29 protein-coding genes are annotated in these 24417 nt (G+C 68.2%); 25 read left to right on the plus strand and 4 right to left on the minus strand.

What is annotated here, in order from left to right; translation table 11 throughout:
- The first annotated feature begins 59 nt into the window (after positions 1–59).
- From AW272_RS34735 to AW272_RS34825, 19 genes are all read left to right on the plus strand, one after another.
- On the plus strand, positions 60–2498 hold the full coding sequence (locus AW272_RS34735) for a M14 family zinc carboxypeptidase (RefSeq protein WP_083959017.1): 2439 nt from the start codon (positions 60–62) through the stop codon (positions 2496–2498).
- Positions 2499–2683: 185 nt separating this feature from the next.
- Complete coding sequence (locus AW272_RS34740; RefSeq protein WP_066374123.1) at positions 2684–4288, plus strand: arylsulfatase; 1605 nt, start codon at positions 2684–2686, stop codon at positions 4286–4288.
- Between the two features lie 22 nt (positions 4289–4310).
- Positions 4311–4634: a cupin domain-containing protein gene (locus tag AW272_RS34745; RefSeq protein WP_066374124.1), complete on the plus strand. Its 324-nt coding sequence runs from the start codon at positions 4311–4313 to the stop codon at positions 4632–4634.
- Between the two features lie 185 nt (positions 4635–4819).
- On the plus strand, positions 4820–5938 hold the full coding sequence (locus tag AW272_RS34750; protein WP_245657878.1) for a glycoside hydrolase family 16 protein: 1119 nt from the start codon (positions 4820–4822) through the stop codon (positions 5936–5938).
- 210 nt (positions 5939–6148) lie between these two features.
- The gene (locus AW272_RS34755; protein ID WP_066374128.1) at positions 6149–7297 is read left to right on the plus strand and encodes an ROK family transcriptional regulator; all 1149 of its coding nucleotides are present in this window, start codon (positions 6149–6151) and stop codon (positions 7295–7297) included.
- 85 nt (positions 7298–7382) lie between these two features.
- Complete coding sequence (locus AW272_RS34760) at positions 7383–8465, plus strand: sugar ABC transporter substrate-binding protein (protein WP_083959018.1); 1083 nt, start codon at positions 7383–7385, stop codon at positions 8463–8465.
- Positions 8462–10012: a sugar ABC transporter ATP-binding protein gene (locus AW272_RS34765; protein WP_066374132.1), complete on the plus strand. Its 1551-nt coding sequence runs from the start codon at positions 8462–8464 to the stop codon at positions 10010–10012. Before AW272_RS34760 ends, AW272_RS34765 begins: the two co-directional genes overlap by 4 nt.
- Positions 10005–10931, plus strand: coding sequence for an ABC transporter permease (locus AW272_RS34770; protein ID WP_066374134.1), 927 nt, complete (start codon positions 10005–10007; stop codon positions 10929–10931). The genes AW272_RS34765 and AW272_RS34770 overlap by 8 nt, the downstream gene beginning before the upstream one ends.
- Before the next feature lie 43 nt (positions 10932–10974).
- Positions 10975–11901 carry an ABC transporter permease gene (locus tag AW272_RS34775; RefSeq protein ID WP_066374135.1) on the plus strand — a complete coding sequence of 309 codons (927 nt, stop codon included), beginning with the start codon at positions 10975–10977 and terminating at the stop codon, positions 11899–11901.
- A complete protein-coding gene (locus tag AW272_RS34780) occupies positions 11894–12700 on the plus strand; it encodes an SMP-30/gluconolactonase/LRE family protein (protein WP_066374140.1) in 807 nt (268 codons plus the stop codon). The genes AW272_RS34775 and AW272_RS34780 overlap by 8 nt, the downstream gene beginning before the upstream one ends.
- 514 nt (positions 12701–13214) lie before the next feature.
- Complete coding sequence (locus AW272_RS34785; protein ID WP_066374141.1) at positions 13215–13919, plus strand: hypothetical protein; 705 nt, start codon at positions 13215–13217, stop codon at positions 13917–13919.
- Positions 13920–14099: 180 nt separating this feature from the next.
- A complete protein-coding gene (locus tag AW272_RS34790) occupies positions 14100–14384 on the plus strand; it encodes a hypothetical protein (RefSeq protein ID WP_066374143.1) in 285 nt (94 codons plus the stop codon).
- A 162-nt stretch (positions 14385–14546) separates the two neighbouring features.
- Positions 14547–14843 (plus strand): hypothetical protein, encoded by a 297-nt coding sequence (locus AW272_RS34795; protein ID WP_066374145.1) that lies wholly within the window; start codon positions 14547–14549, stop codon positions 14841–14843.
- The gene (locus AW272_RS34800; protein WP_066374147.1) at positions 14840–15061 is read left to right on the plus strand and encodes a hypothetical protein; all 222 of its coding nucleotides are present in this window, start codon (positions 14840–14842) and stop codon (positions 15059–15061) included. Before AW272_RS34795 ends, AW272_RS34800 begins: the two co-directional genes overlap by 4 nt.
- A 460-nt stretch (positions 15062–15521) precedes the next feature.
- Positions 15522–15743: a hypothetical protein gene (locus AW272_RS34805; RefSeq protein WP_066374149.1), complete on the plus strand. Its 222-nt coding sequence runs from the start codon at positions 15522–15524 to the stop codon at positions 15741–15743.
- A complete protein-coding gene (locus tag AW272_RS34810; protein ID WP_066374151.1) occupies positions 15736–15954 on the plus strand; it encodes a hypothetical protein in 219 nt (72 codons plus the stop codon). The genes AW272_RS34805 and AW272_RS34810 overlap by 8 nt, the downstream gene beginning before the upstream one ends.
- A complete protein-coding gene (locus AW272_RS34815) occupies positions 15947–16291 on the plus strand; it encodes a hypothetical protein (RefSeq protein WP_066374153.1) in 345 nt (114 codons plus the stop codon). The genes AW272_RS34810 and AW272_RS34815 overlap by 8 nt, the downstream gene beginning before the upstream one ends.
- Before the next feature lie 79 nt (positions 16292–16370).
- The gene (locus tag AW272_RS34820) at positions 16371–16919 is read left to right on the plus strand and encodes a hypothetical protein (protein ID WP_083959019.1); all 549 of its coding nucleotides are present in this window, start codon (positions 16371–16373) and stop codon (positions 16917–16919) included.
- Entirely contained in the window at positions 16912–17112 is a 201-nt protein-coding gene (locus tag AW272_RS34825) for a hypothetical protein (RefSeq protein ID WP_066374157.1), read from the plus strand. The genes AW272_RS34820 and AW272_RS34825 overlap by 8 nt, the downstream gene beginning before the upstream one ends.
- A 68-nt stretch (positions 17113–17180) precedes the next feature.
- Here AW272_RS34825 and AW272_RS34830 read toward each other — a convergent pair whose 3' ends face one another.
- Positions 17181–17444 carry a hypothetical protein gene (locus AW272_RS34830; RefSeq protein WP_066374159.1) on the minus strand — a complete coding sequence of 88 codons (264 nt, stop codon included), beginning with the start codon at positions 17442–17444 and terminating at the stop codon, positions 17181–17183.
- 308 nt (positions 17445–17752) lie between these two features.
- Between AW272_RS34830 and AW272_RS34835 the strand changes: the two genes are divergently transcribed.
- The gene (locus AW272_RS34835; protein ID WP_066374160.1) at positions 17753–18379 is read left to right on the plus strand and encodes a hypothetical protein; all 627 of its coding nucleotides are present in this window, start codon (positions 17753–17755) and stop codon (positions 18377–18379) included.
- Positions 18380–18500: 121 nt separating this feature from the next.
- Here the strand turns inward: AW272_RS34835 and AW272_RS34840 are convergent, their stop codons facing one another.
- A complete protein-coding gene (locus AW272_RS34840; protein WP_157519057.1) occupies positions 18501–19025 on the minus strand; it encodes a hypothetical protein in 525 nt (174 codons plus the stop codon).
- 219 nt (positions 19026–19244) lie between these two features.
- Between AW272_RS34840 and AW272_RS34845 the strand changes: the two genes are divergently transcribed.
- The 3 genes from AW272_RS34845 to AW272_RS42745 are packed head-to-tail and all read left to right on the plus strand — an operon-like array spanning position 19245 to position 20807.
- Complete coding sequence (locus tag AW272_RS34845) at positions 19245–19895, plus strand: hypothetical protein (RefSeq protein ID WP_066374167.1); 651 nt, start codon at positions 19245–19247, stop codon at positions 19893–19895.
- Positions 19896–19938: 43 nt separating this feature from the next.
- The gene (locus AW272_RS34850; RefSeq protein ID WP_066374168.1) at positions 19939–20304 is read left to right on the plus strand and encodes a PadR family transcriptional regulator; all 366 of its coding nucleotides are present in this window, start codon (positions 19939–19941) and stop codon (positions 20302–20304) included.
- Entirely contained in the window at positions 20301–20807 is a 507-nt protein-coding gene (locus AW272_RS42745; RefSeq protein WP_157519059.1) for a hypothetical protein, read from the plus strand. The genes AW272_RS34850 and AW272_RS42745 overlap by 4 nt, the downstream gene beginning before the upstream one ends.
- 29 nt (positions 20808–20836) lie before the next feature.
- On the opposite strand, the gene AW272_RS34855 is transcribed toward AW272_RS42745, so the two are convergent.
- Both AW272_RS34855 and AW272_RS34860 read right to left on the minus strand, forming a co-directional pair.
- Positions 20837–21619, minus strand: coding sequence for a transposase family protein (locus tag AW272_RS34855; RefSeq protein ID WP_066374171.1), 783 nt, complete (start codon positions 21617–21619; stop codon positions 20837–20839).
- A 911-nt stretch (positions 21620–22530) separates the two neighbouring features.
- Positions 22531–22947 carry a hypothetical protein gene (locus AW272_RS34860; RefSeq protein WP_157519061.1) on the minus strand — a complete coding sequence of 139 codons (417 nt, stop codon included), beginning with the start codon at positions 22945–22947 and terminating at the stop codon, positions 22531–22533.
- 105 nt (positions 22948–23052) lie between these two features.
- Here AW272_RS34860 and AW272_RS34865 point away from each other — a divergent pair, with 105 nt between their 5' ends.
- Both AW272_RS34865 and AW272_RS34870 read left to right on the plus strand, forming a co-directional pair.
- Positions 23053–23664 (plus strand): terminase large subunit domain-containing protein, encoded by a 612-nt coding sequence (locus AW272_RS34865; RefSeq protein ID WP_066374175.1) that lies wholly within the window; start codon positions 23053–23055, stop codon positions 23662–23664.
- Complete coding sequence (locus AW272_RS34870) at positions 23631–24311, plus strand: hypothetical protein (protein ID WP_066374176.1); 681 nt, start codon at positions 23631–23633, stop codon at positions 24309–24311. Before AW272_RS34865 ends, AW272_RS34870 begins: the two co-directional genes overlap by 34 nt.
- The last annotated feature ends 106 nt before the right edge of the window (positions 24312–24417 follow it).

Below are 24417 nucleotides of genomic sequence, written 5' to 3' on the forward strand. Positions count from 1 at the left end.
TGCCCTCTCCCGCCCGGTAGAACCTCGCCTGGCAGGCACGCACACCTGGAGGAACTTCAGTGAGGATCGTTCCCCGAAGGAGGAGCCGCCAACTGGCGGTCGGCCTCGCCATCCCACTCGCCCTGGTGCTCAGCCCCCTGCCGAGCCTCGCCGACCCGGTGCCACCGGTCAGCGTGGTCACCCCTGACCGGCAGCCTTCCGGCACCCAAGACGGTGTCGCGCTGATTCGCATCGTCGTTCCTGACCAGGCGGCCGTCGACCGCCTGAACGACATGGGCGTGGACCTCGCCGAGTACAAGAAGCCCGTCGACGACGGTCTTGAGATCCACGCGGTGCTGAGCCCGGAGGAGGCCCAGGCGCTCCGCGACCAGGGCTACGACCTGCGCGGCACCATCTCCGACCAGAGCGACTTCGCCGAGAACACGGCGCAGCGTCGCCAGGCGCTCGCGCGGATCGCCGCGGCCGAGGCCGCCGACAGCGACAAGCTGACCGTGCTGCGCTCCGAGTGGTTCACCAACACCGGCGGCCAGCGCTTCCTGTCGGTCGAAGTGAAGTCGAGCGCCGTGGACGCCGAGACCGTGCTCAGCGTGAGCTGGGACAACGGCCCGGGTACCGAGCCCGGTTCGGGCGGCACCGCCACGATGAGCCGCTTCACCGACGCCGGTCAGTACATGTACCACCGGTTCAACTCGCCGCTGCCGATCAACACCGCTCCCTCGAAGGTGACGATCACCAGCAACCGCGGCGGCACCGTCACCGTGGACGTCAAGCAGTGGCTCGGCGCGCCGCAGAAAGCGCCCAGCCCCCACTACGTGTCGGACTTCATCGACCACTACATGGACCCGACGGAGCTGACCGACCGCATCGTCGGTCTCGCCGCCGAGTTCCCGAAGATCGCCGAGATCGTCGACATGCCCAACCTGACCAACGGCTACCGCCGCCTGGCACAGGCGCAGTTCGGCGGCACCGGCGCGTCGTCGTTCTACGTGAGCTCGAAGGCCTACGGCTCGGAGGGCGGCAACGGCATCACCACGGCGCTGACCAACCCTGGTAGCGCTAACAGCCCGCTTTCCGTCGCGGTGAACGCCAAGGCCATCACCGTCAGCCTCGGCACCAACGAGGCCGGCGCGGTCAACAGCACGTCGAAGCAGGTCGTGGACGCGATCAACGCCAGCGCGCCCGCCGCGGCCCTGGTGAAGGCGAGCCTCTACCGCACCAACACCGGCACCGCGGTCGCGCCCGCCGCCGCGGCGGCGACGCTGACCGACGGTCTCCAGGCCCCCGCGAACATCTCGCGCGACCCCTGGCAGACCAAGGTGCTGCGCATCGGCAAGAACCGCGACGGTTCCAAGACGGGTGTCTTCCTGTACTGCCAGGAGCACGCCCGCGAGTGGGTGACCCCCATCACCTGCATGGAGACCGCCGAGCGGCTGCTGCGCAACTACGCCACGGACCGGGACACCAAGGACCTCGTCGACGACCTCGACATCTTCATCCTGCCGGTGACCAACCCCGACGGCGCGCACTACAGCTTCTACGACTTCAACTCGATGCGCCGCAACATGACCAACCACTGCCCCGAGAACAACGGCGACCCCGGTCGCCGCAACTCGTGGGGTGTGGACCTCAACCGCAACTTCTCCGTCGGCTCCCTCTCCGACGGTTACAGCGGCGCCTCGGCCACCTGCACCAGCGACACCTACGCCGGTCCGGCGGAGCTGTCGGAGCCGGAGGCCAAGAACGAGGTCTGGCTGACCAACGAGTTCCCGAACATCAAGTTCGCGATGAACACCCACTCGTACGGCGGCTACTTCATGTGGCCTCCCGGCGCCTACAAGTCGGCCGGCCGTGAGCTGCTCCCGCGCGTCGACTTCGGCACCGAGAACTACTTCTGGGACGCCTCGTCCGAGATCCTGTCGGCCGTCCAGTCCTGGCGTGGCACGGGCATCTGGCCGGGCCGCACCGGTCCGGTCCCGGACGTCCTGTACTCGGCCGCCGGCAACAGCGCCGACGAGCACTGGTTCAACCGCGGCATCATCGGCTGGGACTTCGAGGTCGGCGCCGACCTCTGGAACCCGACCACCAAGCGCTTCGAGGCCGTCGGCTTCCAGCCGCCGTTCGCCGAAGGTCACCAGGAGGCCATGGAGTTCGCCAACGGCCAGATCGCCATCCTGAAGGTCGCCAGCGAGTTCGCCGACGACAGCAAGCGGCCCACCTCCAGCCTGGTCAAGGTGTCGAGCGGCGAAGGCACCGCGACCTTCACCTTCTCGGTGAACGAGGCGGCCAACGTCTACTACACCCTCGACGGCGGCAAGCCGACGCTCCAGAGCACCAAGCTGGAGCAGGCGGGCATGCGTGAAGGCGCCGCGCAGATCACGGTTGACAAGAACACCACCGTCAACTGGTTCTCGATCGACATCGCCGGCAACGTCGAGCGCAACTACGACCCGGCCACCGGCACGGGCAACTACAGCACCAAGACGGTGAAGGTCGGCTAACCGATCTCACCCAAGTGGCCGCCGGGTCCCTACCCGGCGGCCACTTCTGTTCCCAATTTGGACCGACTTCCGGACCACTTGATGAGAATTTCCCGACAGCTGGCGTGAAATGATCAGATCCGGTACGTTCCAGCACGGCAGGCCGCATTCCGGCCTCCCCTGCCCTCACCAGAAGCCAAGGATCAATGCTGTCCACTACCAGGCGAGGATTCCTCGCGGGCTCCGGCGGAGTTCTCGCCGCCGGGCTGGCGTCCGCGGGAACCGCCCAGACGGCGGAGGCACGCGCTCGCGCTCCGCGCAACATCGTCCTCATCCTCGCCGACGATCTGGGCGTGTGTGAGATCGGCCCGTACGGCCAGCGCATCATCGCCACGCCGGTCCTCGACCGCATGGCGGCCCAGGGTGTGAAGTTCACCAACGCCTTCGCCGGCTCGTCGCTCTGCGCCCCTTCGCGTTGCGCCCTGCTGACCGGCGTGCACACCGGTCACGGGACCGTCCGCGAGAACCCCGAAGGCGGCACCCAGCACTCGCTGAACTCGAGCGACCTGACGTTCGCCGAGATCGCGCGGCTGGCCGGATACCGCACCGCGCTCATCGGCAAGTGGGGCTTCGGGCCCGAGCAGCCCGACCAGGACTCCCACCCGAACGTGCGCGGTTACGACGAGTTCTACGGCTACATCACCCACGCGCACGCGCACCAGTACTGGCCGACGTACCTGTGGCACAACAGGGAGATGGTGGCGTTCGACGGGGCGACCTACTCCCCCGACTTCCTGCGCGACCGCGCGGTGAAGTTCATCAAGGAGTCGGCCAAGGACGGCAAGCCGTTCCTGCTCCAGTTCGCCACGATCCTGCCCCACTCGCCGAGCGAGATCCCGGGCGACGCGGGCCGTTATCAGGACGAGCCGTGGACGAAGGCCAACCGCCGCCACGCCGCCCAGGTGACCCGGCTCGACGCCCACGTCGGCGACATCCTCGACGCCCTGCGCGAGGCGGGCGTGGCCGACGAGACGGTGGTCGTGTTCGCCGCCGACAACGGCCCCCACCACGAAAAGGGCGTCGACCCGAACATCTTCAACTCCAACGGCCCCTACCGCGGAGTCAAGCGCCAGCTCTACGACGGCGGCATCCGCATCCCCCTGATCGCCTGGAACCCCGCCTTCACCCCGAAGGTCGTCGACGAGCACGTGGCGCTGTGGGACATCCTGCCGACCGTGGCCGACATCGCGGGCGTGCCGCGGCCGGCCGGCATCGACGGCCGCTCGATCCGCGGCCTGCTGACCGGCGACACCTACGCGGGCCACCCGTTCCTCATCTGGAACCGCCCCCGCAAGATGCAGGCGATCCGGCGCGGCCACTGGAAGCTCATCCGCTTCAACCCGAACATCGCCGGCGCCGGCGCCGAGGGCCGCATCGAGCTCTACGACCTGCGCGGCGACCGGGGCGAACGCCACAACGTGGCCCAGCGCTACCCCGACCTGGTCGACAAACTCATCGAGCTGCTGGACCGATCGATCGGCTCCGACCCACGCGTTCCCTACGGCCTGACGGCCCGTGCCGAGGGAGGCGACGTGGTGGTGTCCCTGGCGAACGGCTCGACCGGCCCCTGGAGCAAGGTCCGGCTGTACCTCGACAAGGACGACGACAAGAGCGTCGGCCAGGACCGCCTGGCCAAGGGCGAGTCCTTCGTGGTGACCTTCCCGGAGAAGGGGAAGGTGGCCCACGCCCGCTTCAAGGTGGACGGCGAAGAGGTCCACTTCAGGATCAAGGTCCGCCCGACTCCCGCCTGACCCCGTCGGTACGCTGACGCGCATGCAGATCATCGAAGGCGCCGGCGTGTGGACGAACGCCGACGGCGACTGGACCGAACACCTCCGCACCCCCGACATGTCCGTGGGGACGTACTGCATCCCGGCAGGCGGAGTCGACGACCAGAGCCCCCACACCGAAGACGAGATCTACGTCGTGACCACGGGCCGGGCCAGGATCGTGACGCCGGGCGGTGAGGCGGAGGTCGGGCCGGGGGCGGTCATCTTCGTACCGGCGGGCGAGGAGCACCGCTTCGTGGACGTGACCGAGGATCTGACCCTCCTGGTGGTCTTCGGCCCGGCCTACGGCTCGCGCGGTGTGGAATAAAAAGTAAACTTTCCTATTGACAGTCCATATGACAGGGGTGTTACATCCTCTTAATTTAAGCCGTAAAGCGCGACCGGAGGATCCCCATGCGCCGACCCCGGCTGCTCCTAGCCCTGTTAACCGCGGCCGCCACGCTTGTCAGCGGGCTGGTGGCCATACCTCAGGCTCAGGCCGCCATCGGTCCTGTGACCTGGTCAGATGAGTTCAACGCCGCAGCCGGCACGTCGATCGACGGGTCGAAGTGGAAGTTCGACATCGGCGGCGGAGGCTGGGGCAACAACGAACAGCAGTACTACACGAACTCGACGCGCAACGTCTCCCACGACGGCGCGGGCAACCTCGCGATCACCGCGCGGCGGGAGAACCCGTCCAACCTGCAGTGCCACTACGGCACCTGCCAGTACACCTCGGGCCGCATCCTGACGGCCGACAAGTTCACCCAGGCGTACGGCCGGTTCGAGTCGCGGATCAAGATCCCGAGGGGCCAGGGCATCTGGCCGGCCTTCTGGATGCTGGGCGGCGGCACCTGGCCCAACGGCGGTGAGATCGACATCCTGGAGAACGTCGGCAAGGAGCCGAACACGGTCTACGGCACCGTCCACGGGCCCGGCTACTTCGGCGGCACCGCGATCGGCGGCAACCGCAACATCGGCGTCCCGCTCGCCGACGCCTTCCACACCTACCGCGTCGACTGGTCGCCCAACCTGATCATCTGGTACCTCGACGGCTCGGAGTACTTCCGGGTCACCCCGTCGAACCTGCGCGGCAACGCCTGGGTCTTCGACCACCCGTTCTTCATGATCCTCAACGTGGCGGTCGGCGGCTACTGGCCCGGCTACCCCGACGGCACCACCCAGTTCCCGCAGACCATGCTGATCGACTACGTGCGCGTCTCGGCCTGGCAGCAGGACGGCGGCGGCACCGGCAGCAACCTGCGGTCGGCGCTGAACAGCAAGTGCGTCGACATCCCGGCGGCCAACCCGGTCGACGCGGCCCGTCTCCAGATGTACGACTGCAACGGCACCACCGCCCAGCAGTGGTCGATCAACGCCGACGGCACGGTCCGCGCGATGGGCAAGTGCATGGACGCGGCGGCGGCCGGGACGGCCAACGGCACCCCGATCCAGCTCTACACCTGCAACGGCACCGCGGCGCAACGCTTCACGCTGTCGGGAGCCGGTGACCTGGTGAACGTCGCGGCGAACCGATGCGTCGACATCGTGGGCCGCAACACCGCGAACGGTGCACAGCTCCACCTGTGGGACTGCACGGGCGCCTCCAACCAGAAGTGGAGCCGCTCCTAGCACCCGTCACCAAGGGAGGACGCCCGCGATCCGGGTGTCCTCCTTTTCGTTTTCTCGACGTGTGCCGGATCGGTTCGGGCCTGATTTATGCCTGTTTCAGGCGTAATTCAGTCGTGATGAGCCATAAGACCCGATGAGTATTGACGGTTCTCGGCACCCGGCTGATACTCGGTTCACTTCGAGAGAGCGTTCTCTGTGAGGGGGTGGGCCATGTCCCAGCGGTCCGCCAACCGCACCCGCGTCATCCGCGCCTTACGCGAACGCGGGCCGCTGTCGCGCCGGGAACTGGCCGACCTCGGGCTCTCCCGTTCGACCGTCACCGTGGTCGTCGACGAACTCATCGGCGCGGGGGTGGTCATCGAGGTGGAAGGGCCGGTCCGGGGTGCCGGGCGGCCCGCTCAGCTGCTGTCCCTCAATCCCCGGCTCGGGGTCGCGGTGGGGGTGGAGATCGCCAACGGGGTGGTGCGCGCCGCGGTCTGCGACGTCTCCCGGCGGCTTCTCTCGCAGGGGGAGATCGCGGTCGATGAGCGTACAGACCCGAAGAAGACCCTGGTCGTGGTGGGGGAACTCATCGAGCGGCTGCTCGACGGGCGGCCACGGGAGAGCGTTCTCGGGGTCGGGGTCGCGATCCCCGGGCCGATCCAGCGGGGCACCGGGCGCAGCGGCCGGGCCACCACGCTCAAGCCGTGGGTGGACGTCAACCCCTACGCCGCCGCCGAGGCGCTGCGGCTGCCGCTCGCCGTCGACAACGACGCCAACCTGGCCGCCGTCGCGGAGGCCACGTGGGGTGTGGCACGCGGGCTGCGGGACGTCGCCTATGTCTATTCCGCCGCCGGCATCGGCGTCGGCTTCATCCTCAACGGATCCCTGTACGCCGGGGCGAACGGCACCGCCGGGGAACTCGGCCACACCACGATCGACGAGAACGGCGAGATCTGCGAGTGCGGCGGCCGGGGCTGTCTCAACACGCTGGCCAACGCCTTCTCGATCACCCAGAACCTGCGGCGGAGCCACGGACGCGAACTGTCCATCGCCGAGGTCATCACGCTCGCCCACGACGGGGATCTCGGTTGCCGCCGGGTCATCGCCGACGCGGGCCGGCACATCGGGCTGGCCGCGGCCAACCTCTACAACCTGCTCGACCCCGAACTGATCGTCCTGGGCGGGAACCTCGCGCCCGCCGGGGAGATCCTGCTGGGGCCGCTGCGGGAGTCCATGGCCCGCCGGGCCATCCACGCAGGGGAGGTACTGCCGCCCTTCATCGTCGGCGAGCTCGATCAGGACGTGGTGGTCGTCCTGGGCGCCGCCGCGGTGGTGCTGCGGGACGACGAGAGGTTTCCGCTGCCCGTCAGGAAGTGACGGCCCGGCTCACGGTTGCCGCCGGGAGCCGGGCCATTTACGCCACGGGGTGGGCCCGTGGCGGCGATACAAATGTGGAGCAATCATGAATCTACCCCGCCTCGGCATGCTCTTCATGCTGGTGGTGGCGACGGCCTGCGGGACGGCTACCGAGCCGCCCGCCACCGCGCCCGAGGGAAAACTGAAGATCGCCCTGTCCAACTCGTTCATCGGGAACCAGTGGCGGGTCGAGATGGAGAACGTCTTCAAAGCGGCCTGCGCGATGCCGCCCTACGCCACCGCCGTCGAGTGCTCGGTCTTCAACGCCGGCAACGACGTGTCGACGCAGTCACGCCAGATCTCCAACCTGGTCTCGCAGGGCGTCGACGGCATCGTGATCAACGCGGCCTCGACGAGCGGGCTCAACGGGGTCGTCCAGCAGGCCTGTGACCGGGGCATCGTCGTGGTGTCGTTCGACAACACGGTCGATCATCCGTGTGGCCTCACGGTGAACACCGACCAGGTGAAGTTCGGGCAGCAGCTCGCCCAGTTCGTCGTCGACCAGCTCGGCGGCAAGGGGAACGTGGTCATGGTCACCGGTGTGGCCGGGACCGGCGCCGACAGCGACCGCAACAAGGGCGCCAAGGAGGTCTTCGCCGCCAGTCCCGGCATCAAGGTCGTGGCGGAATACAGCGGGATGTGGGACTCGGCGACCGCCCAGCGCGTCACGGCGGCGCAGCTCCCGAGCCTGCCGAAGGTCGACGGGGTGTGGGTGTCCGGCGGGACCGACGGCGTCATCAAGGCCTTCGCCGACGCCGACCGGGACATGCCGGTGTTCGGCGGCGAGGCCGAGAACGGCTTCCGCAAGTACATGGCCGGGACCCTCACCCCGCAGGTGACCGGGATGTCGATCGGCCAGCCTCCCTACCTGTCGGTGGTGGCGCTGGAACTGGCGCGGGCGGTCATCAAGAAGGAGCGCGAGAAGGGGAACCTGACGATCCCGTTCCCGGTCGTCACCGGCTCCGCACTCACACCGGGCGAGACGGTCTTCCCCGACCTGCCCGACAGCTTCTTCGCCGACTTCACCGACTCCGGCCCGGACGCGATCCTGATCCTCTGCCAGGAGGCGGCCACCGACGGCACCCCGTGCCCCGGCAAGACCCTCGACGTCAAGCTCGGCGCCCCATGACGGTCGAGGCCACCGGGATACACCGCGCGTTCGGCGGTGTCCTGGCCCTCCGGGACGCGTCCTTCACGGCGCGTCCCGGAGAGATCCACGCTCTGGCCGGAGAGAACGGGGCCGGCAAGAGCACCCTCATCAAGGTGCTGTGCGGCGTGCTCCGGGCCGACGCCGGAACCGTGACGGTCTCCGGGCGGGTCGCGACGGCCTTCCAGGAACTGTCCCTGCTGCCCGACCTGACCGTGGCCGAGAACCTGCTGCTCACCGCGCCGCCCCGGGGGCGGCTCGGCCTCGTCCGCCGTAGCCACCTCGCCGCCGAGGCTTCCCGCCTCCTGTCTCTGTACGGGGTCAGCGAGATCGACCCCCGCTCCCCCGCGCGTGACCTGGCGGTTTCGCAGAAACAGGTGGTGGAGCTGGTCCGGGTCCTGGCCCTGGAACCCGACGTGGTCTTCCTCGACGAGCCGACGGCGGCGCTGGCGCAACGGGAGGTCGACTGGCTCGCCGGGCACATGCGGCGGCTGCGCGACGGCGGGGCCTGTGTCGTCTTCACCTCGCACCGCTGGCGGGAGATCGAGCGCCTGGCCGACCGGGTAACCGTCTTCCGCAACGGGACGCACGTCGCGACCCGGGAGCGGCTGACCGAAGACGAGGCGATCACCCTGATGACGGGACGGACCCTCGACGCCACCTATCCGGATGTCTCGGCGATCGAGGTCGGCGAGAACGCGCTCACGGTGACCGGCTTGACGAGCGGTCGCCTCCGCGACGTGTCCTTCGACCTGCGCAAGGGCGAGATCCTCGGCGTGGGGGGACTGGCGGGCCAGGGCCAGCGCGACCTCTTCCTGACGCTGTTCGGCGCCCGGAAGCCCGTGGCGGGCCAGTTGTCCGTCGGGCGGAGTCGGATCTCCGCTCGTCGACAGCCGCCCGACGACGGGAGGGTGGTCGCGAGAAGGGCTTTCGGCGCGGTGGCCCGGAGGTTCGGCGTACACAGGACAGGAGAAAGGTGGTCGTTGCGGGGGCCCAAGGATGCCATCCGGGCGGGGATCGCCTATGTCCCCGAAGACCGGAAGGCCGAAGGGCTGCTGCTGCCGCTGTCGATCCGCGACAACATCGCGCTCACCACGCTGACCCGGCGCTCCCGCGCCGGATTCATCCGTCACCAGGCGGAGAACGCCGCGATTTCCGACGTGACGGGAAAGCTGGCCATCGGCGCCGGTCGCGCGACCTCCCGAGCGGCCGGTGAGCTGTCGGGCGGCAACCAGCAGAAGACCGTAATGGCCCGCTGGCTGCTGACCGACGCCGACGTGTTCCTGCTCTACGACGTCACCCGCGGCGTGGACGCGGCCACCAAGCACGACATCTACCACCTCATCGCCGACCTGGCCCGGAACGGCAAGGCGATCCTCTTCTACTCCAGCGAGACCGAGGAGATCGCCCACCTCTGCCACCGCGTCCTGGTCCTGCGCGAGGGTCGTATCGCAGCCGAACTCGCCGGCCCGGTCGGCGACGCGGAGGAGATCGTCGCCGCCTCGATCAGGGAGACGGCCGATGCGTGATCTGCAGGATCGGCTCGGCTATCTCGTGCTGATCGCGACCGCCGTCGCCTACTTCGCCGTCTATACGACCAGCCTGGGCAGGCCTCCGGGCTCGTTCGACTATCTGGCCATTCTCAACACGACGATGCCGCTCGCGCTCGTCGCCATCGGGCAGAGTCTGGTCGTTCTCACCGGCGGCATCGACCTGTCCGTGGGCGGTGTGGTGAGCGTCTGCGTCGCCGTCACCGCCGCGACCGGTGGGGCCCCCGGGTGGATCCTCGTCGTGCTGCTTCTGGGCGCGGCGGCCGGGCTGGTCAACGGGCTGATCGTGGCGTTCGGGCGGATCGCGCCGATCCTCACCACACTGGCCACACTCTCGATCTACACCGGGGCGGCTCTCTGGGTGCTGCCCGTTCCGGGCGGGTCGATCATGCCCGAGGTCAGGGCGGTCCTGTCCAACCCGAACATCCCGACGGCGCTGGGATGGCTGGCGCTCGCGGTGGCGGGCTGGTGGGTGCTCCGGCGGACCCGGTTCGGCATGCGCGTCTACGCCGTCGGCAGCGACGAGACGTCCGCCCGCGCTGTCGGCATCCCGGTCGAGCGGGTCAAAACGGCCGTCTACGCGCTCTCCGGCCTGTGCTCGGCGCTCGCCGGGGTGTTCTACGTGTCCACCACCACAGCGGGCGACGCCAACGCGGGCGCGCCGTTCATCCTCACGTCCATCGCCTCGGTGGTCGTGGGCGGGGTCGCGTTCACCGGCGGAAGAGGCAGCGCCATGGGCGCCGTCGCCGGGGCGGTCGCGCTCACACTGGTGATCGACGTGCTGTTCTTCGCGGGCATCGACCCGCTCTACCAGTCGCTCTTCCAGGGCCTGTTCCTCGTCGTCGCGGTCCTCCTCGGCACCGCCGCCGCCCTGCTCGCCCGCCGGAGGACGACATGATCGCGCCGCCGGAGAATCGCGGGATCCACCGCCGGAGGGCCACATGAACCGCCGCGCTCTCTACGCCGCCGCCATCGCGGTCGCGGTCCTGGTCATCGGGGCCGTCCTCACCCCCGGGCTGGCGTCCTGGCCGGGGCTGCGGGCCGTGCTGGTCGTCGCGAGCTTCACCGGGTTCGTCGCGGCCGGGCAGATGCTGGTCGTGCTGGTGGGCGGGATCGATCTGTCGATCCCGTGGGTGCTGAACGCGGCGGCGATCGTGCTCACCACCACCAGCCTCGGCATGTCGCAGCGCCTCCCCGTCGCGCTCGCGCTGGCGATCGGCGCGGGACTGGCCGCCGGGCTCGTCAACGGGCTCGGGGTCGCCTGGCTCGGAGTGCCGGCCGTCGTCATGACGCTCGGGATGAACGGTGTCCTCCAAGGTCTCACGCTAGGGCTCTCCCAGGGCCTGACCTGCGATGACTGCGGCCACTACGCCCCGTCGCCGCTCCGGGACCTGTTCGCGGGCACCGTCCCGGCCGCGTTGCTGGTCTGGCTGGGCATCGCCCTGCTGGTGACGGTCCTGCTGCGGCTGACCGTCTTCGGGCGGCGGGTGTACGCGACCGGCGTGAACCCCAGGGCCGCCTTCCTGTCCGGGGTCGGGGTCAAGGGGGTCACGGTCGCCCTCTACACCCTCTCGGGCGGGTTCGCCGCGCTGGCCGGGATCATGCTGGTCGGCTACGGCGGGCAGGCGTCCCTGGGACTCGGGGACCCCTACCTGTTCGAGTCGATCGCCGCGGTCGTGGTGGGCGGCGTGTCCATCCTCGGCGGCCGCGGCGACTACGTCGGCGTCGTGGCGGGGTCGCTCACGCTGGTGGCCGTCACGACGGTGCTGCGGGCGCAGCAGGTGCCCGAACACGGCCGGCTCATGATCTACGGCCTGGTCATCCTCGCCATCCTGTTCGCCTACGGCCGGGAGAGAGCCCATGATTGACGTCTTCAGCGACATCCCCTGCCGCCTGGGCGAAAGCGCCCTGTGGGACGGCGTCCGCCTCTACTGGGTCGACATCCTCGGCCACCGGATCTACGCCAAACCCTGGGCCGGCGGCGACACCCTCACCCTCGAAACCCCCGGCCCGGTCGGCGCCGTGGCCCTGAGACGACACGGCCTCGTGGCCACACTCCGCCACACGATCGCCTTCGCCGACATCGACGCGGGGACGATCCAACCGATCGTCGAGGTCGAAAGCGCCGAGGAGAACCGTCTCAACGACGGCGCCGTCGACGCCGAGGGCAGGTTCTGGTTCGGTTCGATGAACCTGGCCGAGAAGGACCCCACCGGCTCCTTCTACCGCCTGAACCCCGACCTCACCGTGGAGAAGATCTTCGGCGGGGTCATCTGCTCCAACGGCCCGGCCTTCAGCCCGGACGGCAGAACCGTCTACCACGTCGACTCCACGAGCAGGCGGATCACCGCGTACACGCAAGAAGGAGAGAGCCGGATCTTCGCGACCGACGACGACTGCTTCCCCGACGGCCTGGCCGTCGACGCCGAAGGCGGCGTCTGGAACTGCAAGTGGAACGGCTCAAGAATCGTCCGGTACGCCCCCGACGGCACGATCGACCGCATCCTCAAGGTCCCCGTCGAGCGGCCGACCCGATGCGCCTTCGCCGGACCGGATCTCGACGTTCTCGCCATCACCACGGCGGCGGGCGACCATCCGCTGTCCGGTCAGACGTTGCTGGCCGACCCCGGCGTGAGGGGGCTGGCGGCTCATTCGTTCCTGGGCTGACCGCGCGGTCCTGCGACGGGAAGCCGAGCGATGTGGGCCGGTCGGCCCGGCCACACGCACGCGGGATTTCAAAGCAGGTCAGACGCTCTAGGTTCGTCGCGAAGGCGTGCCGCAATATGCGGGCTGACAAGGCGACCATGCCCGCTTGGTCGAGGATGCGCCGTTCCTCCGCAAAAAACCCAACCACGGGCCGCCCTCGTCTCGCGCACCCAAGGTTGGGGCTCCCGCATATTCCTGAGGAATCAGGACGCAAATCGCTTTATCGACGATTCGCATTAGGAAATCCAAGTATTGTGCCCAGCGATCAGTTGCGATGACGAGGGACATAGCGGATGGGCAGCAAGAAACGCGGCAAATCAGGATCGATGCGGCCGCGAGGCGGAAAGCGGAACAAGACCGACCGGCCAGACCGCCCACTACGGCGTGACCTTTTTGTCGCCCTCATCGCCCTCGTGGGCGCGAGCATCGCGACCTGGTTCGTCAGCCCCTCCTGGAGATCCGCAACGAGGAGGCCGTGCTGGCCAGCAAAGAAGAGCTGCTCAAACAGCAGCCCGCACTGCTCCACGAGGCTCGATACGACTTCGACTCCACCTCGAGCGACATCTACGCGTTCGTGAAGCCCTTGGACGAAGCCGGGAAGAACCGGGTGCGAAACATTCGAGGGTTCATCCCACCCATGGAAGAACTCCTCAAGGAATACGACCCGATCCAGATCGACCCCGGCAAATCCCTTTCGAAAATTCGCATCAAATTATGGGGGAACCGGATGAAAGCCGTGACCGTCGATAGCATCGTTCCTCGGATCACCAAGCGCCTGTCGCCGTGGAACGGAAGCCTGGTGGTCGCTTGGCCCCAAGGGCAGGAGGAGACAGTCCGGCTGGGATTCGATCTCGACAAGCCGGGGGAAGCCGTCACGATAGACAAAAGGGACGTGTGGCGGGAGAAGCGTTACATCGACGCCCATACCATCTCCCTGGAAACCGGTGAGCCGATCGTCCTCATCGCGGACGCCGTCACCGAGACCTGCTACTGCGAATGGGAGATCGTCCTCACCACGAAATCCGACCAGGTGGAAGAGGAAGTGGTGATCAACAACGACGGGAAACCCTTCCGCACGACGGCCCTCGCTCCCCCATACGGGTCGGAGTTCGAGTTCAACGCCTGGACCAAGCGCTACGACGAACTCGCCCCCGGGGAAAGCCCACGATGGGCGCGCTGAGGACCGTGGCGTTCGCCGCGGTGGGTCTGGGCGTCGGAATAATGCTGGCGACCACGCTCTCGTCGGCCGGGCTGCACCCCGATCCGGAACCGTCGCCGCTTACTCCAGTCCGCGTCACGGCGTCGGAACCCGACCTCCTCGACGATGCCGGGTGGGCCGTGGCCATCCGTCGGCCCCGCGATGGCCGATCTCATCCTCGGCGCCCTCGATGGGGACGACACCGCAGCCCAGAGGGACGGACACGCCCCGCTGCCCACAGGGCCCGGACGTAACGACGCGCTCGCCGCCGTCGCCCGAGTCCGCGCCTTTGCCGAGAGCTGGGCCGCCAAGCCCGATGAGGACTGGGCGAACGAGATGACCGGCGCCGACGCCGGGCGACGCGTGCTCGCTGCCCTCGAAGGGCGGGAGCCGTGGCCCTCGCCGAACTCATCGCCGCCTCCGGCCTGGCCGCCGACACGCTCGTAACGTCGCTGCCCGGCCTCACCTGGCACACGACCCGGCCGTTCACGTCCCAGGGCATCGCGACCGTGGGCCAGCTCTCCGAGCGCACCGACGACGACTCACCCTTCACGGGGTCGGCATCCGCCGGCTGGACGCGCTCCGGGCCGCGATCGAAGGGACCCGGCCATGAGCCCCGAGTCCGCGCACACCGACCCGGAGATCCAGGCCGCCTGGAAAGAAGCCCGTGAGGGCCTGGCCCTGATGCTCCGCCCGTACGTCCAGGCGGCGTTCGTCCAGGACCTGGCGAGTCGTTACGTCGAGGGTCTGAAGCTGCGCGGGTGGCGGCCTCCGCTCCCTGGCCAGCCGCTCCGGCCGACGCCGCCGCCGGCCGATCCGGCCGCGACCTCCCAGCGCGGGGCCCAGCGGGCACGCGAGGAGTTGGAGGCCGCCCTCGGACTCGACCACGACCAGGAGGGCCGTTGACCGCCACGAGAATCAACGCCCCGGGGCCGTGGGATCTCGCCGTACTCGCCGATGCGATGTTGATGCTGGTCCCGTTCTGGATGGCGGAGATGGTGGACCGTACTCCGGAGCAGCTGACGGCTATCGCGTCCCGTGCGGCTGCTGAGTTCGGGACGCGTGGAGACCAGATCCTCTTCGCCGGCCAGACGACCGGACAGAAGCTGAGCCCGGCGGCCTAAGGCATCAACGCCATGGCCGAGGGTCTGGCAGCGATGGAGCTCCCAGCCCGGGTCGGCCACCGAACTGCTGGCGAAGCTCCGAAGCGACGAGGGGCCATGACTCCCGCTGTGTCGGACCTGATTCCGCTCTGGCCCGAGCCCAAGCCGCCAGCCCCGCTCCCGGCGAACGTCGTCCCATTCCCGAGGCGACTCCGCCGATAGCCCACCCCCCACGCCCCTCACATCCACCAGGGGCCCCGTACGCCCCCTGTCGACACGGAGGGGCGCCGACCACATGCAGAGCGCCACAGACTCACAGGAAGGGATCATGAAAGAGACCATCGAGATCAACGAAGACGAGATCTCCATCACGATCGAAGCCAGAGCGACGAGGAAGCGCGTGAGCTGAAGGAGCTCGCCCTCGACATCGCCCATGGCCGCTTCGAGGACGGCATCACGCTCGACGAATGGCGGGCCCGCCGTGGCTGACAACCTCCGACAGGGTGCCGCCCTCGACCATGAGGCCGAGATGCACGGCGGCTACCGGCCGCCCACCTGCGAGGTCATCGACACGCCGAGCGGCCCCATCAAGGTTCAGGGTCCGGGGCCGGTCACGCCCGAGCTCGCCGAGGCGTTCGGGGAGATCGCGGGGGCGGTGCGTGCACGTCACGCCGCCGACCGGGAGGCCGACACCCATGGCTGACCGTCCCGTCCTGGCCGTCATCCCACTCCCGGCCCGTCTGGACGTTGCCGCCGCCGTCATCGGGGCCGTGAGCGAGGTCTGGCTGCGGGAGCACGGCCAGACCCTCACCACGGCCGACATGCGGACCGAGTCCACTCCGTGGGGGACAACGACGGTCATCCGCAAGCCGGAGCCCGCGCGGGTCGAGCGGCCGGAGGTGGACGGTGGCTGACCGCGCCCTGCTCGCGGCCGCCCCTCACGTCAGGCCGGCCGCCCCCACGCTGACCGGTCTGGCGGCCACCTTGCCGCTGGCCCAGCTCCAGGTGCGCGACTGGGACGTCGTCCTCGATGGCGACGTCCCGCCGGAGGTCCGCGAGCGCGCCCTGTCCCGCCTGGCTGCCACCTCGCAAGGCGGCCCAGTCCCGCCGTGGGAGGAGACGGACCGTCCTTATGTCGCCCGCCACGTCACGTACGCCTGCGCCGCCCACGACGAGGTGGTGTTCCCTCCCGCCTGGACTCACATGTCCGACGGACAGCCCTGCCACCCACCTGGAGTCGACCATGACTGACCCCCCAACCGGCCGTCCCGACCCGGATGGCCGCCCTCCCGATCGACAAGCACGGCCGGGTCGTCCCCTGGTTCGTCGCGTGGATCGCGGCCAGCCCGACCACCGGATCGTCGGCCCGGGGAAGCTCCAGGACGCGATCCGGTTCGGCTGCTGCTGGCTGTGTGGCGGCCCGCTGGGCTCCTATCGGGCGTTCGTGATCGGCCCCATGTGCGCGGTCAACCGGGTCACGTCTGAGCCGCCGTCGCACCGCGACTGTGCCCTGTACGCGGTTCGAGCGTGCCCGTTCCTGACGACGCCGCACATGACCCGCCGCGAGGTCGAGGATGGCGTCGACCCGGCCGGGGTCATGCTCCGCCGCAATCCGGGTGCCGCTGTCGTCTGGGTCACCCGGTCCTTCGAGCGGCACCGCATCGAGAACGGCCTGCTGTTCCAGATCGGCAACCCGACCGAGACCCGCTGGTTCACCGAAGGCCGCCCGGCCGGTCGTAACGAAGCCCTCGCCGCGATCGACTCGGGGCCGCCGATCCTGCGGGCCGAGGCCGAGCGGGAGGGCGAGGCCTCCGTGCGGGAGCTGGAGCTGATGCACGCGGCCGCCCTGGACCACCTGCCGGAGGCGAGCGATGGCTGACCACAGCACGTGCGCCGACGTGCTCCGAACCCTCATGGCCGACATGGGGGTCGAGGTCACCGTCTCGACCGAACCGCCCCTCGTGGACGGCTCGTACACCGATGACCCGCACACCTGCCCGCACGGGACGACGTACTGGATCGAGCCGACCGGCGAGCAGATCGCCCAGTGGGTCCGGGACGGAGTCCGGTGAGCGCCCGGACTCCGCTGCCGGCCACGCCAGCGGGAGGGAACTCCTACCCGCTGGCGCACTTCAGCGCATCAATCTTCGACGTACCAGAGCCAGTAGTCCGCGTCCTCTCCCCCTTGCCAGGTGTACGTGCACCAGGACTGGTACCAGTCCCACTGGGTGCTCAGCACCGCCTTGTTGATGAGGCACTCGAACTGGGTGGCGTACCCCCTGTAGATGCGCGGGTAGTCGTGAGGCGGGCCCGCCTGAGCGGGGGCCGCAACTCCCAGGCCGATTCCCGAGATGCTGGCCGCCATCACGGCAGCGATGACTGCCCTTCTTGTCCTCAACTTCACGTCTTCTCCTGTCTCGAAGCTTGCGCTCTCCAGCACGATGCGCTGGATGCTGCGAAAGCGACTTGGGGTGACCGTCGCGGGCGGAGGTATAGGGCCGGTATAGGCGCAGGTAGAAGGCCTTGCCATCCCCCCAGGCCATCACCGGCCCCCGGCGCCTGCACGACGCCCACGTGTGGCTGGCCGATCGGGCCTGCCGGTGGACGTGTTCGTGCACCTGCCACACCGGCCGGCCGCGAGCCGTCGAGCGGCCTGGCCGTGCCCGAGCTCCTGACCCTGTTCTGACTTATCCCGACCCCTGGAGCCGCCCCGTGACCCTCGCCGCCCGTGCCGCCGCCGACCTCCGCTGGGTATCCGCCTACTGGCCCGACCTCGCCGAGTCCCGCATGCACGACACCCCCGCCCCGTTCCGCCGACCGCAGATGACCGCCGAGCAGCGCGACGACCGCGACTGGGAGGCCCAGATGGAGCGCTGGGAACGTACCGCGGACGCGATCGGCGCGAGCCCGGCACCGGTCCGGGTGCCGGTGCTGGACGTCCTGACCGGGCTGCTGGCCGAGGCCGTGCTCCTGGCCGACGAGCTCGCCCACGCCGCCCGCTGCCCCGAGCTGCCGCCGCCGAGCTCGGACATGGCCGACGCGCGGCCGTACCTGCGGTTCGCCGGCCGCCGCATCGCCGAACTCGACCGCGCCGGAGAGTTCGACCCGATCGCCAACGCGCACCGGCAGACCCGGGTCATGGTCGCCACGGTCGCCCGCGGGCTCGGCCTGGTCTACGACGGCCATGCGCTGGAGGTCGTCTGCCCGTGGTGCAAGGGGGTGACGCCGGAGTCGCCGGCGGGCGGGGCGCACACGTGGAGGGTGCGGGACCTGCTCGGCCACCGGGCGTGTGCTCATGGGCAGCCGGACCGTCGGTTCTGTGACCGGTGCGACCAGTAGATCGTCATCGTCTGCGAGAACGAGTGCGAGCCGCCGAGCAAGGACGTGGGGACGTGGTGGCGGGGGTGGCCGTGCTGGAAGGTCTACGAGTGGGACTGGCTGGCTGAACGGGCGGCGCGGCTCACTCCTGCGTAGGCGGTGGGTCGTCTTCGCGGTGATGGACCAGCCACGGGTACTCCGTCTTCGCCTTCTGCCAGTTGTCGATCATCTTCGTATCCGGTTTCCAGGCGCTTGGCTTGGCCATCCAGAAAGTGGTGTTCTCGATGAGGGACGCCAATTTCGCATCCAAGTTGCCGACGGCATCGATTCGCTTCCGTGTCCGGACGACGATGCCTTCCTTTTCGGCGTCGGTCCCATACTTGTGAACGACGTCTTCGGCTGTAAGGGCCAGAAGCTCACTTCGCACTTCCGTGACCCGCTCATTCAGCCAGCGGCAATAGCGCGGATGGGTGGTCTCGAACATTCCGCGAATCTTAGCGACTGCGGCATAGGTTCGCTGAGCAGGGACGCGCACCTCATCGAGGCCGACAACCAAGCTGGTACGCAGATCGTCGATCGCGTCGATCAATTGCGTACAGATATCGAGTCGTCGATCGTTCAGCCGCGCAACCCGGTCTCGGCGTACGACGTAGATAGCGACGCCCACGGCCGCTATCGCACCTAGAAAAGCGCCACCAAAATCACCGAAAATCAGGTCCTGCCAGATGCTCTAGTCGTCGCTACTGTCAGGCGGCGGGCCGCTCGGCGGAGGAATCAGCACGATTGGATGCTATCGGCCAATTCGTTCATGGGCCGGCACGACGCATCGGACGATCTTCGCGACTCCAGGCTAAAGCAGGCCAGAACATCTCTAACCTGGTCGTCCATGGAACCGACCCTGGAAATAGCCACTTGGACCGAGGCTATGTGGCTCACCGAAGTGAACCGGTGGGTCAGTGTCGTGGCTGGCGTAGCAGGCGTCATCGTCGTCGCTCCCAAGGCGATGTCCCTGCTCATAGGAAGAGTTCGGGACTGGAGAGACTCCGCCCTAGCGATGCTGGGGCGTCGCAGAACTGGAGTGATCTTTGGGTCGGGCGGTGGTGGCATCAATTTCGCAGGGAGCGCCACAGTCAAGACGGGCATGGGTGATTGGCCTGAAGGGGCCACCGTCGAAGCTCAACTCGAACACATCCGGCGCGTCACGGGTCATTTGATGAACCGGGCAAATACCCTCAGCGGCGAAATCACGAAGGAGCGCGTCGCCCGCCGGGCCGACGTCAGGGAGCTCCGCGCACAGGCAACCGCAGGCTTCGCAGCGGTCGACAAAAAGCTGGCTGCAAGCGACGCACAGTCCGCAAGGTTCGACGCCCGTGGCACCCCTCTGATCATCGCGGGCATCGTTCTAAACGGAGTACCTGACCGGATCGCGCAGCTTCCGTTTCACCTTGGCTGGATCTTCCCCGCAGCGACCTACGTCGGTCTTCTCGTCACGATCGAGATCGTCAGCCGGTCACGCCAGCAAGCCAAGGAGAGCTGAGGATACCGTCGCGCCATCTATTTCGACTAGGTAATATAAGGACATGGAGGAGCTGCAGAGGATCACGCAGCCCACCCTCGACGTGCTCGAAGTCCTGCTGGAAGCAACCCAGCAAGGTGCGACCGTCCACGGGTGGGCGATCATGAAGACCATCAAGCGCAGCGGTCCGACCGTCTACAAGGTCCTCGACCGCCTCGAGGACGCCGGCTGGATCGTCGGCGAATGGGAGGAGCTCGGCCCCGATCAGGCCGGGCCGCGCCGCCGGTTCTACAGACTCACCGGCGAGGGTGCCCTCGCAGCACAAAATCATCTCGCCCAACGTCGACCGCAGACGTTCCGGTTGAAGCCGACGACAGGATTCGCATCGCTCATCCACCTCCGACGAATGCTGTTCGGGAGTGCTCAATGAGTGGGTGGGAAATATTCATTGGCCTAGTGCTCGGGCTAGCCGCCAATGAGATGTTCGAGGTATGTCCCTGGCTGGCGGTGAAGATCATTCGACGGTCTGTCTCGTGGCAGTATGGCGACGCAGTTAGATCTCATATCCGATCCGAAGAGCTGATTGCAGTAATCGAGGATCGGCCCGGTAAATTACTCAAGCTATTTACGGCGCTCGGCTTTGCTGCCAGTGCAATCGCGGCCGTCGTATCGCGGAAATCAACGAGGATTGCAAGGTGGGCAGCCTCTTGGTCTCTGCCTGAGAATTTTATGGATTACTATTTGGCGGGAGAATTTGGGGCGCTCTTCGGGATGGTTGGAGCGATAGTTTACTTTCCTGTTACTGGTATCAAGAAACACGAGATTGCGTTTTGGCCGAGTCTGTTTATCTTGGCAATTCCGACCGTCATCGCAATTTATCTATATCATCTATTCTTGAGGTATCGGGCTCGAAGCAATCCCCCAAGAGCTTGACGGGGCGGGTTATCCACAGGGAGCTCTTTTCATCCTGAGTAGCGAGTGGTTTCGATGGTCTCCAGGGTGAGGACTGCCTGCACGATCGCGGTGGCGCGGTGTGGGCAGCAGCGGAGTTTGGTCAGGACTTTCCAGGTCTTCAACGTTGCGACCGCGCGTTCGCCCATGGCCCGGATGCGGGCGTGCGAGCGGTTGACGGCCTCCTGGCCAGAGGACAGCCGCGGCCGATACCGGTGCCGCTTGAACGGGGTGCGGATGGCACCGCCCGCGCCTTGGTAACCCTTGTCGGCGAGGATCTGGACGCCGGCGCTGGTCAGAGCGTCGATGAGGCCGATGGTGCGGGCGGCGGTCAGGTCATGCACGGCGCCGGGCAGAGCGGGTGAGGCCCAGACCAGCCGGCCGATGGGGTCGGCGAGAACCTGGACGTTCAGGCCGTGACGCCGGTGTTTGCCGGAGTAGTAGGGCTTTTGATCGGCGAGTCGGTCGATGGGGATGAGGGTGCCGTCCAGGATGGCGTAGGCCAGGCGGCCGGCTCGTGCGACGGCGGCGTGGAGGTCGTCGGCCAGGGCGGCCAGCAGGTCGACGCTCTCTCGCACGTAGCGCCAGGCGGTGGTGGTGCCGATGGAGAACCCCGAGGCCAGGCGGGTGTAGGTGTCGCCGTTGCGCAGGTGGGCGAGTACCAGCAGGGCTTGCCGTCCGGCGCTCAGGCGCCGCCATCGGCAGCGGCGTTCGGCACGGCGGGCGCGGATCAGGTCGGCCAGGCGGGCCAGGGTGCGGTTCGACAGCGGAATCGCGGCACGGTAAGACAGCAACGAGGCTCCCGGTTGGGGCATCGGATCTTGGTCGACTGCTGTCTTACCGGGAGTCTCATCTCGACCTCAACCCCGGTTCCTGCGCCTCCCGTGACCAGCACCGTCACGATGGAAAAGGCTCAGGGATCATGCCCTCAGCCGATGACGTATGCCCAGGCCCGCCCCGTGCGGGCCTGAGTCGTCTCCGGGACGCAATCAGGGTGGATGTCCATGGAGTGGCCGTCCCGGCTCCTTTGTCCGCCCGCCCCTTGTGAGCACCACCGGTTATCCACAGAACGTGGCTCGGCCGCTCGGGAGGCCGGCCGGGCCCGGCACCGGCAAAGCGCTCACGGGCACGATCCTGATCCACCCAGACCACACGACCGAAGCCGCCGCCGCCATCCGAGAAGAAGACACCGCTCTGGCCGTCTGGCTGGAGGTTCACAAGATTCCCATCAGGAGGATCGCTCAGGGATCGGGATGTCCGGCCCCCGCGCAAGCGGCTGTGCCGGCGAGCGCCCGCAGCTCGGAAGCGGGTCCCTGATCCTCCGAACCTCATCGCTTGGCGTCGGGTCTCATCTGGCGGCCAGGCCACCGGCCCGGCACCTTCACCTTCGCGGGGTGCCGGGCCCACACGCTCCCGGTGCAGGACACCGTCCCTGCGCTGGGCTCCACTCCGGCGCCTACCTCCCCGTGGGCGCTGGTCGGGCACGTGGCGCGGACGTGTCCCGAGGACGGCAGTGGCCCCCGCTGTCGTCCTCTCATAGCTCTCGGATGGGGATCCGATGGGTCGATGGGTGCAGGGAGAGCACGGCAACTGGGTCTGCGGTCCTCGGCCCCTCCACTACCGACCTTCCGATGGGGGTCGGAAGGTCGGTAGATCAGGTGAGGGGCCCGTGCGTCGGCGGATCGCACGGGCCCTGCTGATCGGGCTAGCTCCCGTCGCGAACCGTGGCAGCAGCCGCGACCGACCCGATCCGCTTTACGGCGTCGGCCAGCTCCTGAAGGCGCACGTTGTCGTGATCGTGGGTCGCAGCCGGGATCCCGTGCCGCTCGCGCCACCCGGCCCCCAGTGCCCGCATCGCCACCCCGGTGCGCTGGATCGCCTCCTCGTCCCGGCTACCCGGAATGATCGTGACGACGGCCTGCCCCATGCTCCCGCCGTGGCGGTCGCACGTGAAGATGACCGTCTCGGCGGACCATCCTTCAACCCGGATTCCAGGCTCGCCCGCTGTCGGCGGGATCCACCCCTCGCGCCAGTGACCCGGCACGACGTCGACCGCCCAGATGCGCGGGCCGCACTCGCCCATGTAGCACCCGAGTGGATTACCGCTGAGGCTCACCGTCATGTGAGCTGCTCCTCTCTGCGAACGCCTCGGCGGGCGCCGAGGTGGGGCAGACCTAACCACATTTGCGAACTAACGTCCTGCTGACGTCTGACCTGCGGATACGCCTTGGGACGACCTGCGATCAGATCGATCGCCTACGTCCTGGCCCCGGTCTTCGGGTGGGTCAAGAAGAACCGCGCCGGCGAATGGGTGCGGGTCGTCCGCCAGCTGTACGTCGACATCCCGCGCAAGAACGGCAAGTCGACGCTGTGCGGCGGCATCGCGATGTACCTCACGGCGGCCGACGGCGAGCCCGGCGCCCAGGTCCTCGCCGCGGCGACGACGAGGGAACAGGCCGGGTTCGTCTTCGACCCAATCAAGCAGCTCGCCGAGCACGCCCCCGCCCTCAAGGGGCACGTCAAGCCACTCGCCGCAAAGATCATTCACCCGGCGAGCGGCAGCTACTTCAAGGTCATCGCCTCAGCCGCCGACGCCCAGCACGGTGGCAACATCCACGGCGGCGTGGTCGACGAGCTGCACCTGCACAAGACCGGGCTCCTGGTCGAGGCGATCGAAACCGGCACCGGTTCCCGGCGCCAGCCCTCCTCACCACGATGCCGCCGCCGGATGTTACCGGTTGCGACGAGGCCCTCGAATGGCTTCGACGCCAAGGCCTCGAACCGGTCCGGATCATGTCCCGGCCGATGGTCGTCAACGTCCGCGCGATGCGCCCCGTGAGGCTGGGCGACATACGGGTGACGACGCGAGTCGTGAAAGATCGGGAACTCCCTCCTGCGCCCCCGATCACCGTCGAGTGCGAGTCTGACGGCGCGCGTGCGGACATCCAGGAACTGATCCTGAGTTGGTCGGGCGAGACCACGACCTTCGAACGTGACGACTCCCGGCCCCTGCCACCAGGCGAGTCCGATTCCTTCATGGTCAAGGTGAGCATCTCGCACGCGTCCGGGTCAGCGTTCTACGTGCTGGACGTCGGCTACACCGTGGACGGGGTGGCGCCCTCGCAAGTGATCGACGACAACGGTCGCCCCTTCTACCTCACCTGGGGCATGAGCAGCATGAACTACGGGCCGCCGACCTATACCTTCGTCCCGGGGCCGCGACCCCGGTTCACCCACCGCCCCGCGATCTGCTCCCTGGCACCGGGAGAACATGAGATCTGCCCTTTCGCAACCAACCTTCTAGAACAGCGCGACGCCTCCAAGGTCGTAATCGGCAGCAGACCACACCCGAGTAGCGGTCGGAAGGTGGACACAGTCCACCCCTCGCCATCACATGACAGTAGATCGCCGCCAAGTCTTCGTCGCGGAAGCCCGGGGAATCGGGCGGTCGAAAGGGGTCGGGTGGCCGGCCAGGCGGAGCCGTAACGGAAGAAGGACTTTGACGAGCGAAGCGAGGGCGGTCCGAGCGGAGCGAGGCCTTGCCAGGGAGCGGCAGCGACCCCCGAAGCGGCAGCGACGGCCGGGACCGCGA

This window comes from Herbidospora mongoliensis (genome assembly GCF_001570545.1).
Classification (GTDB): domain Bacteria; phylum Actinomycetota; class Actinomycetes; order Streptosporangiales; family Streptosporangiaceae; genus Herbidospora; species Herbidospora mongoliensis.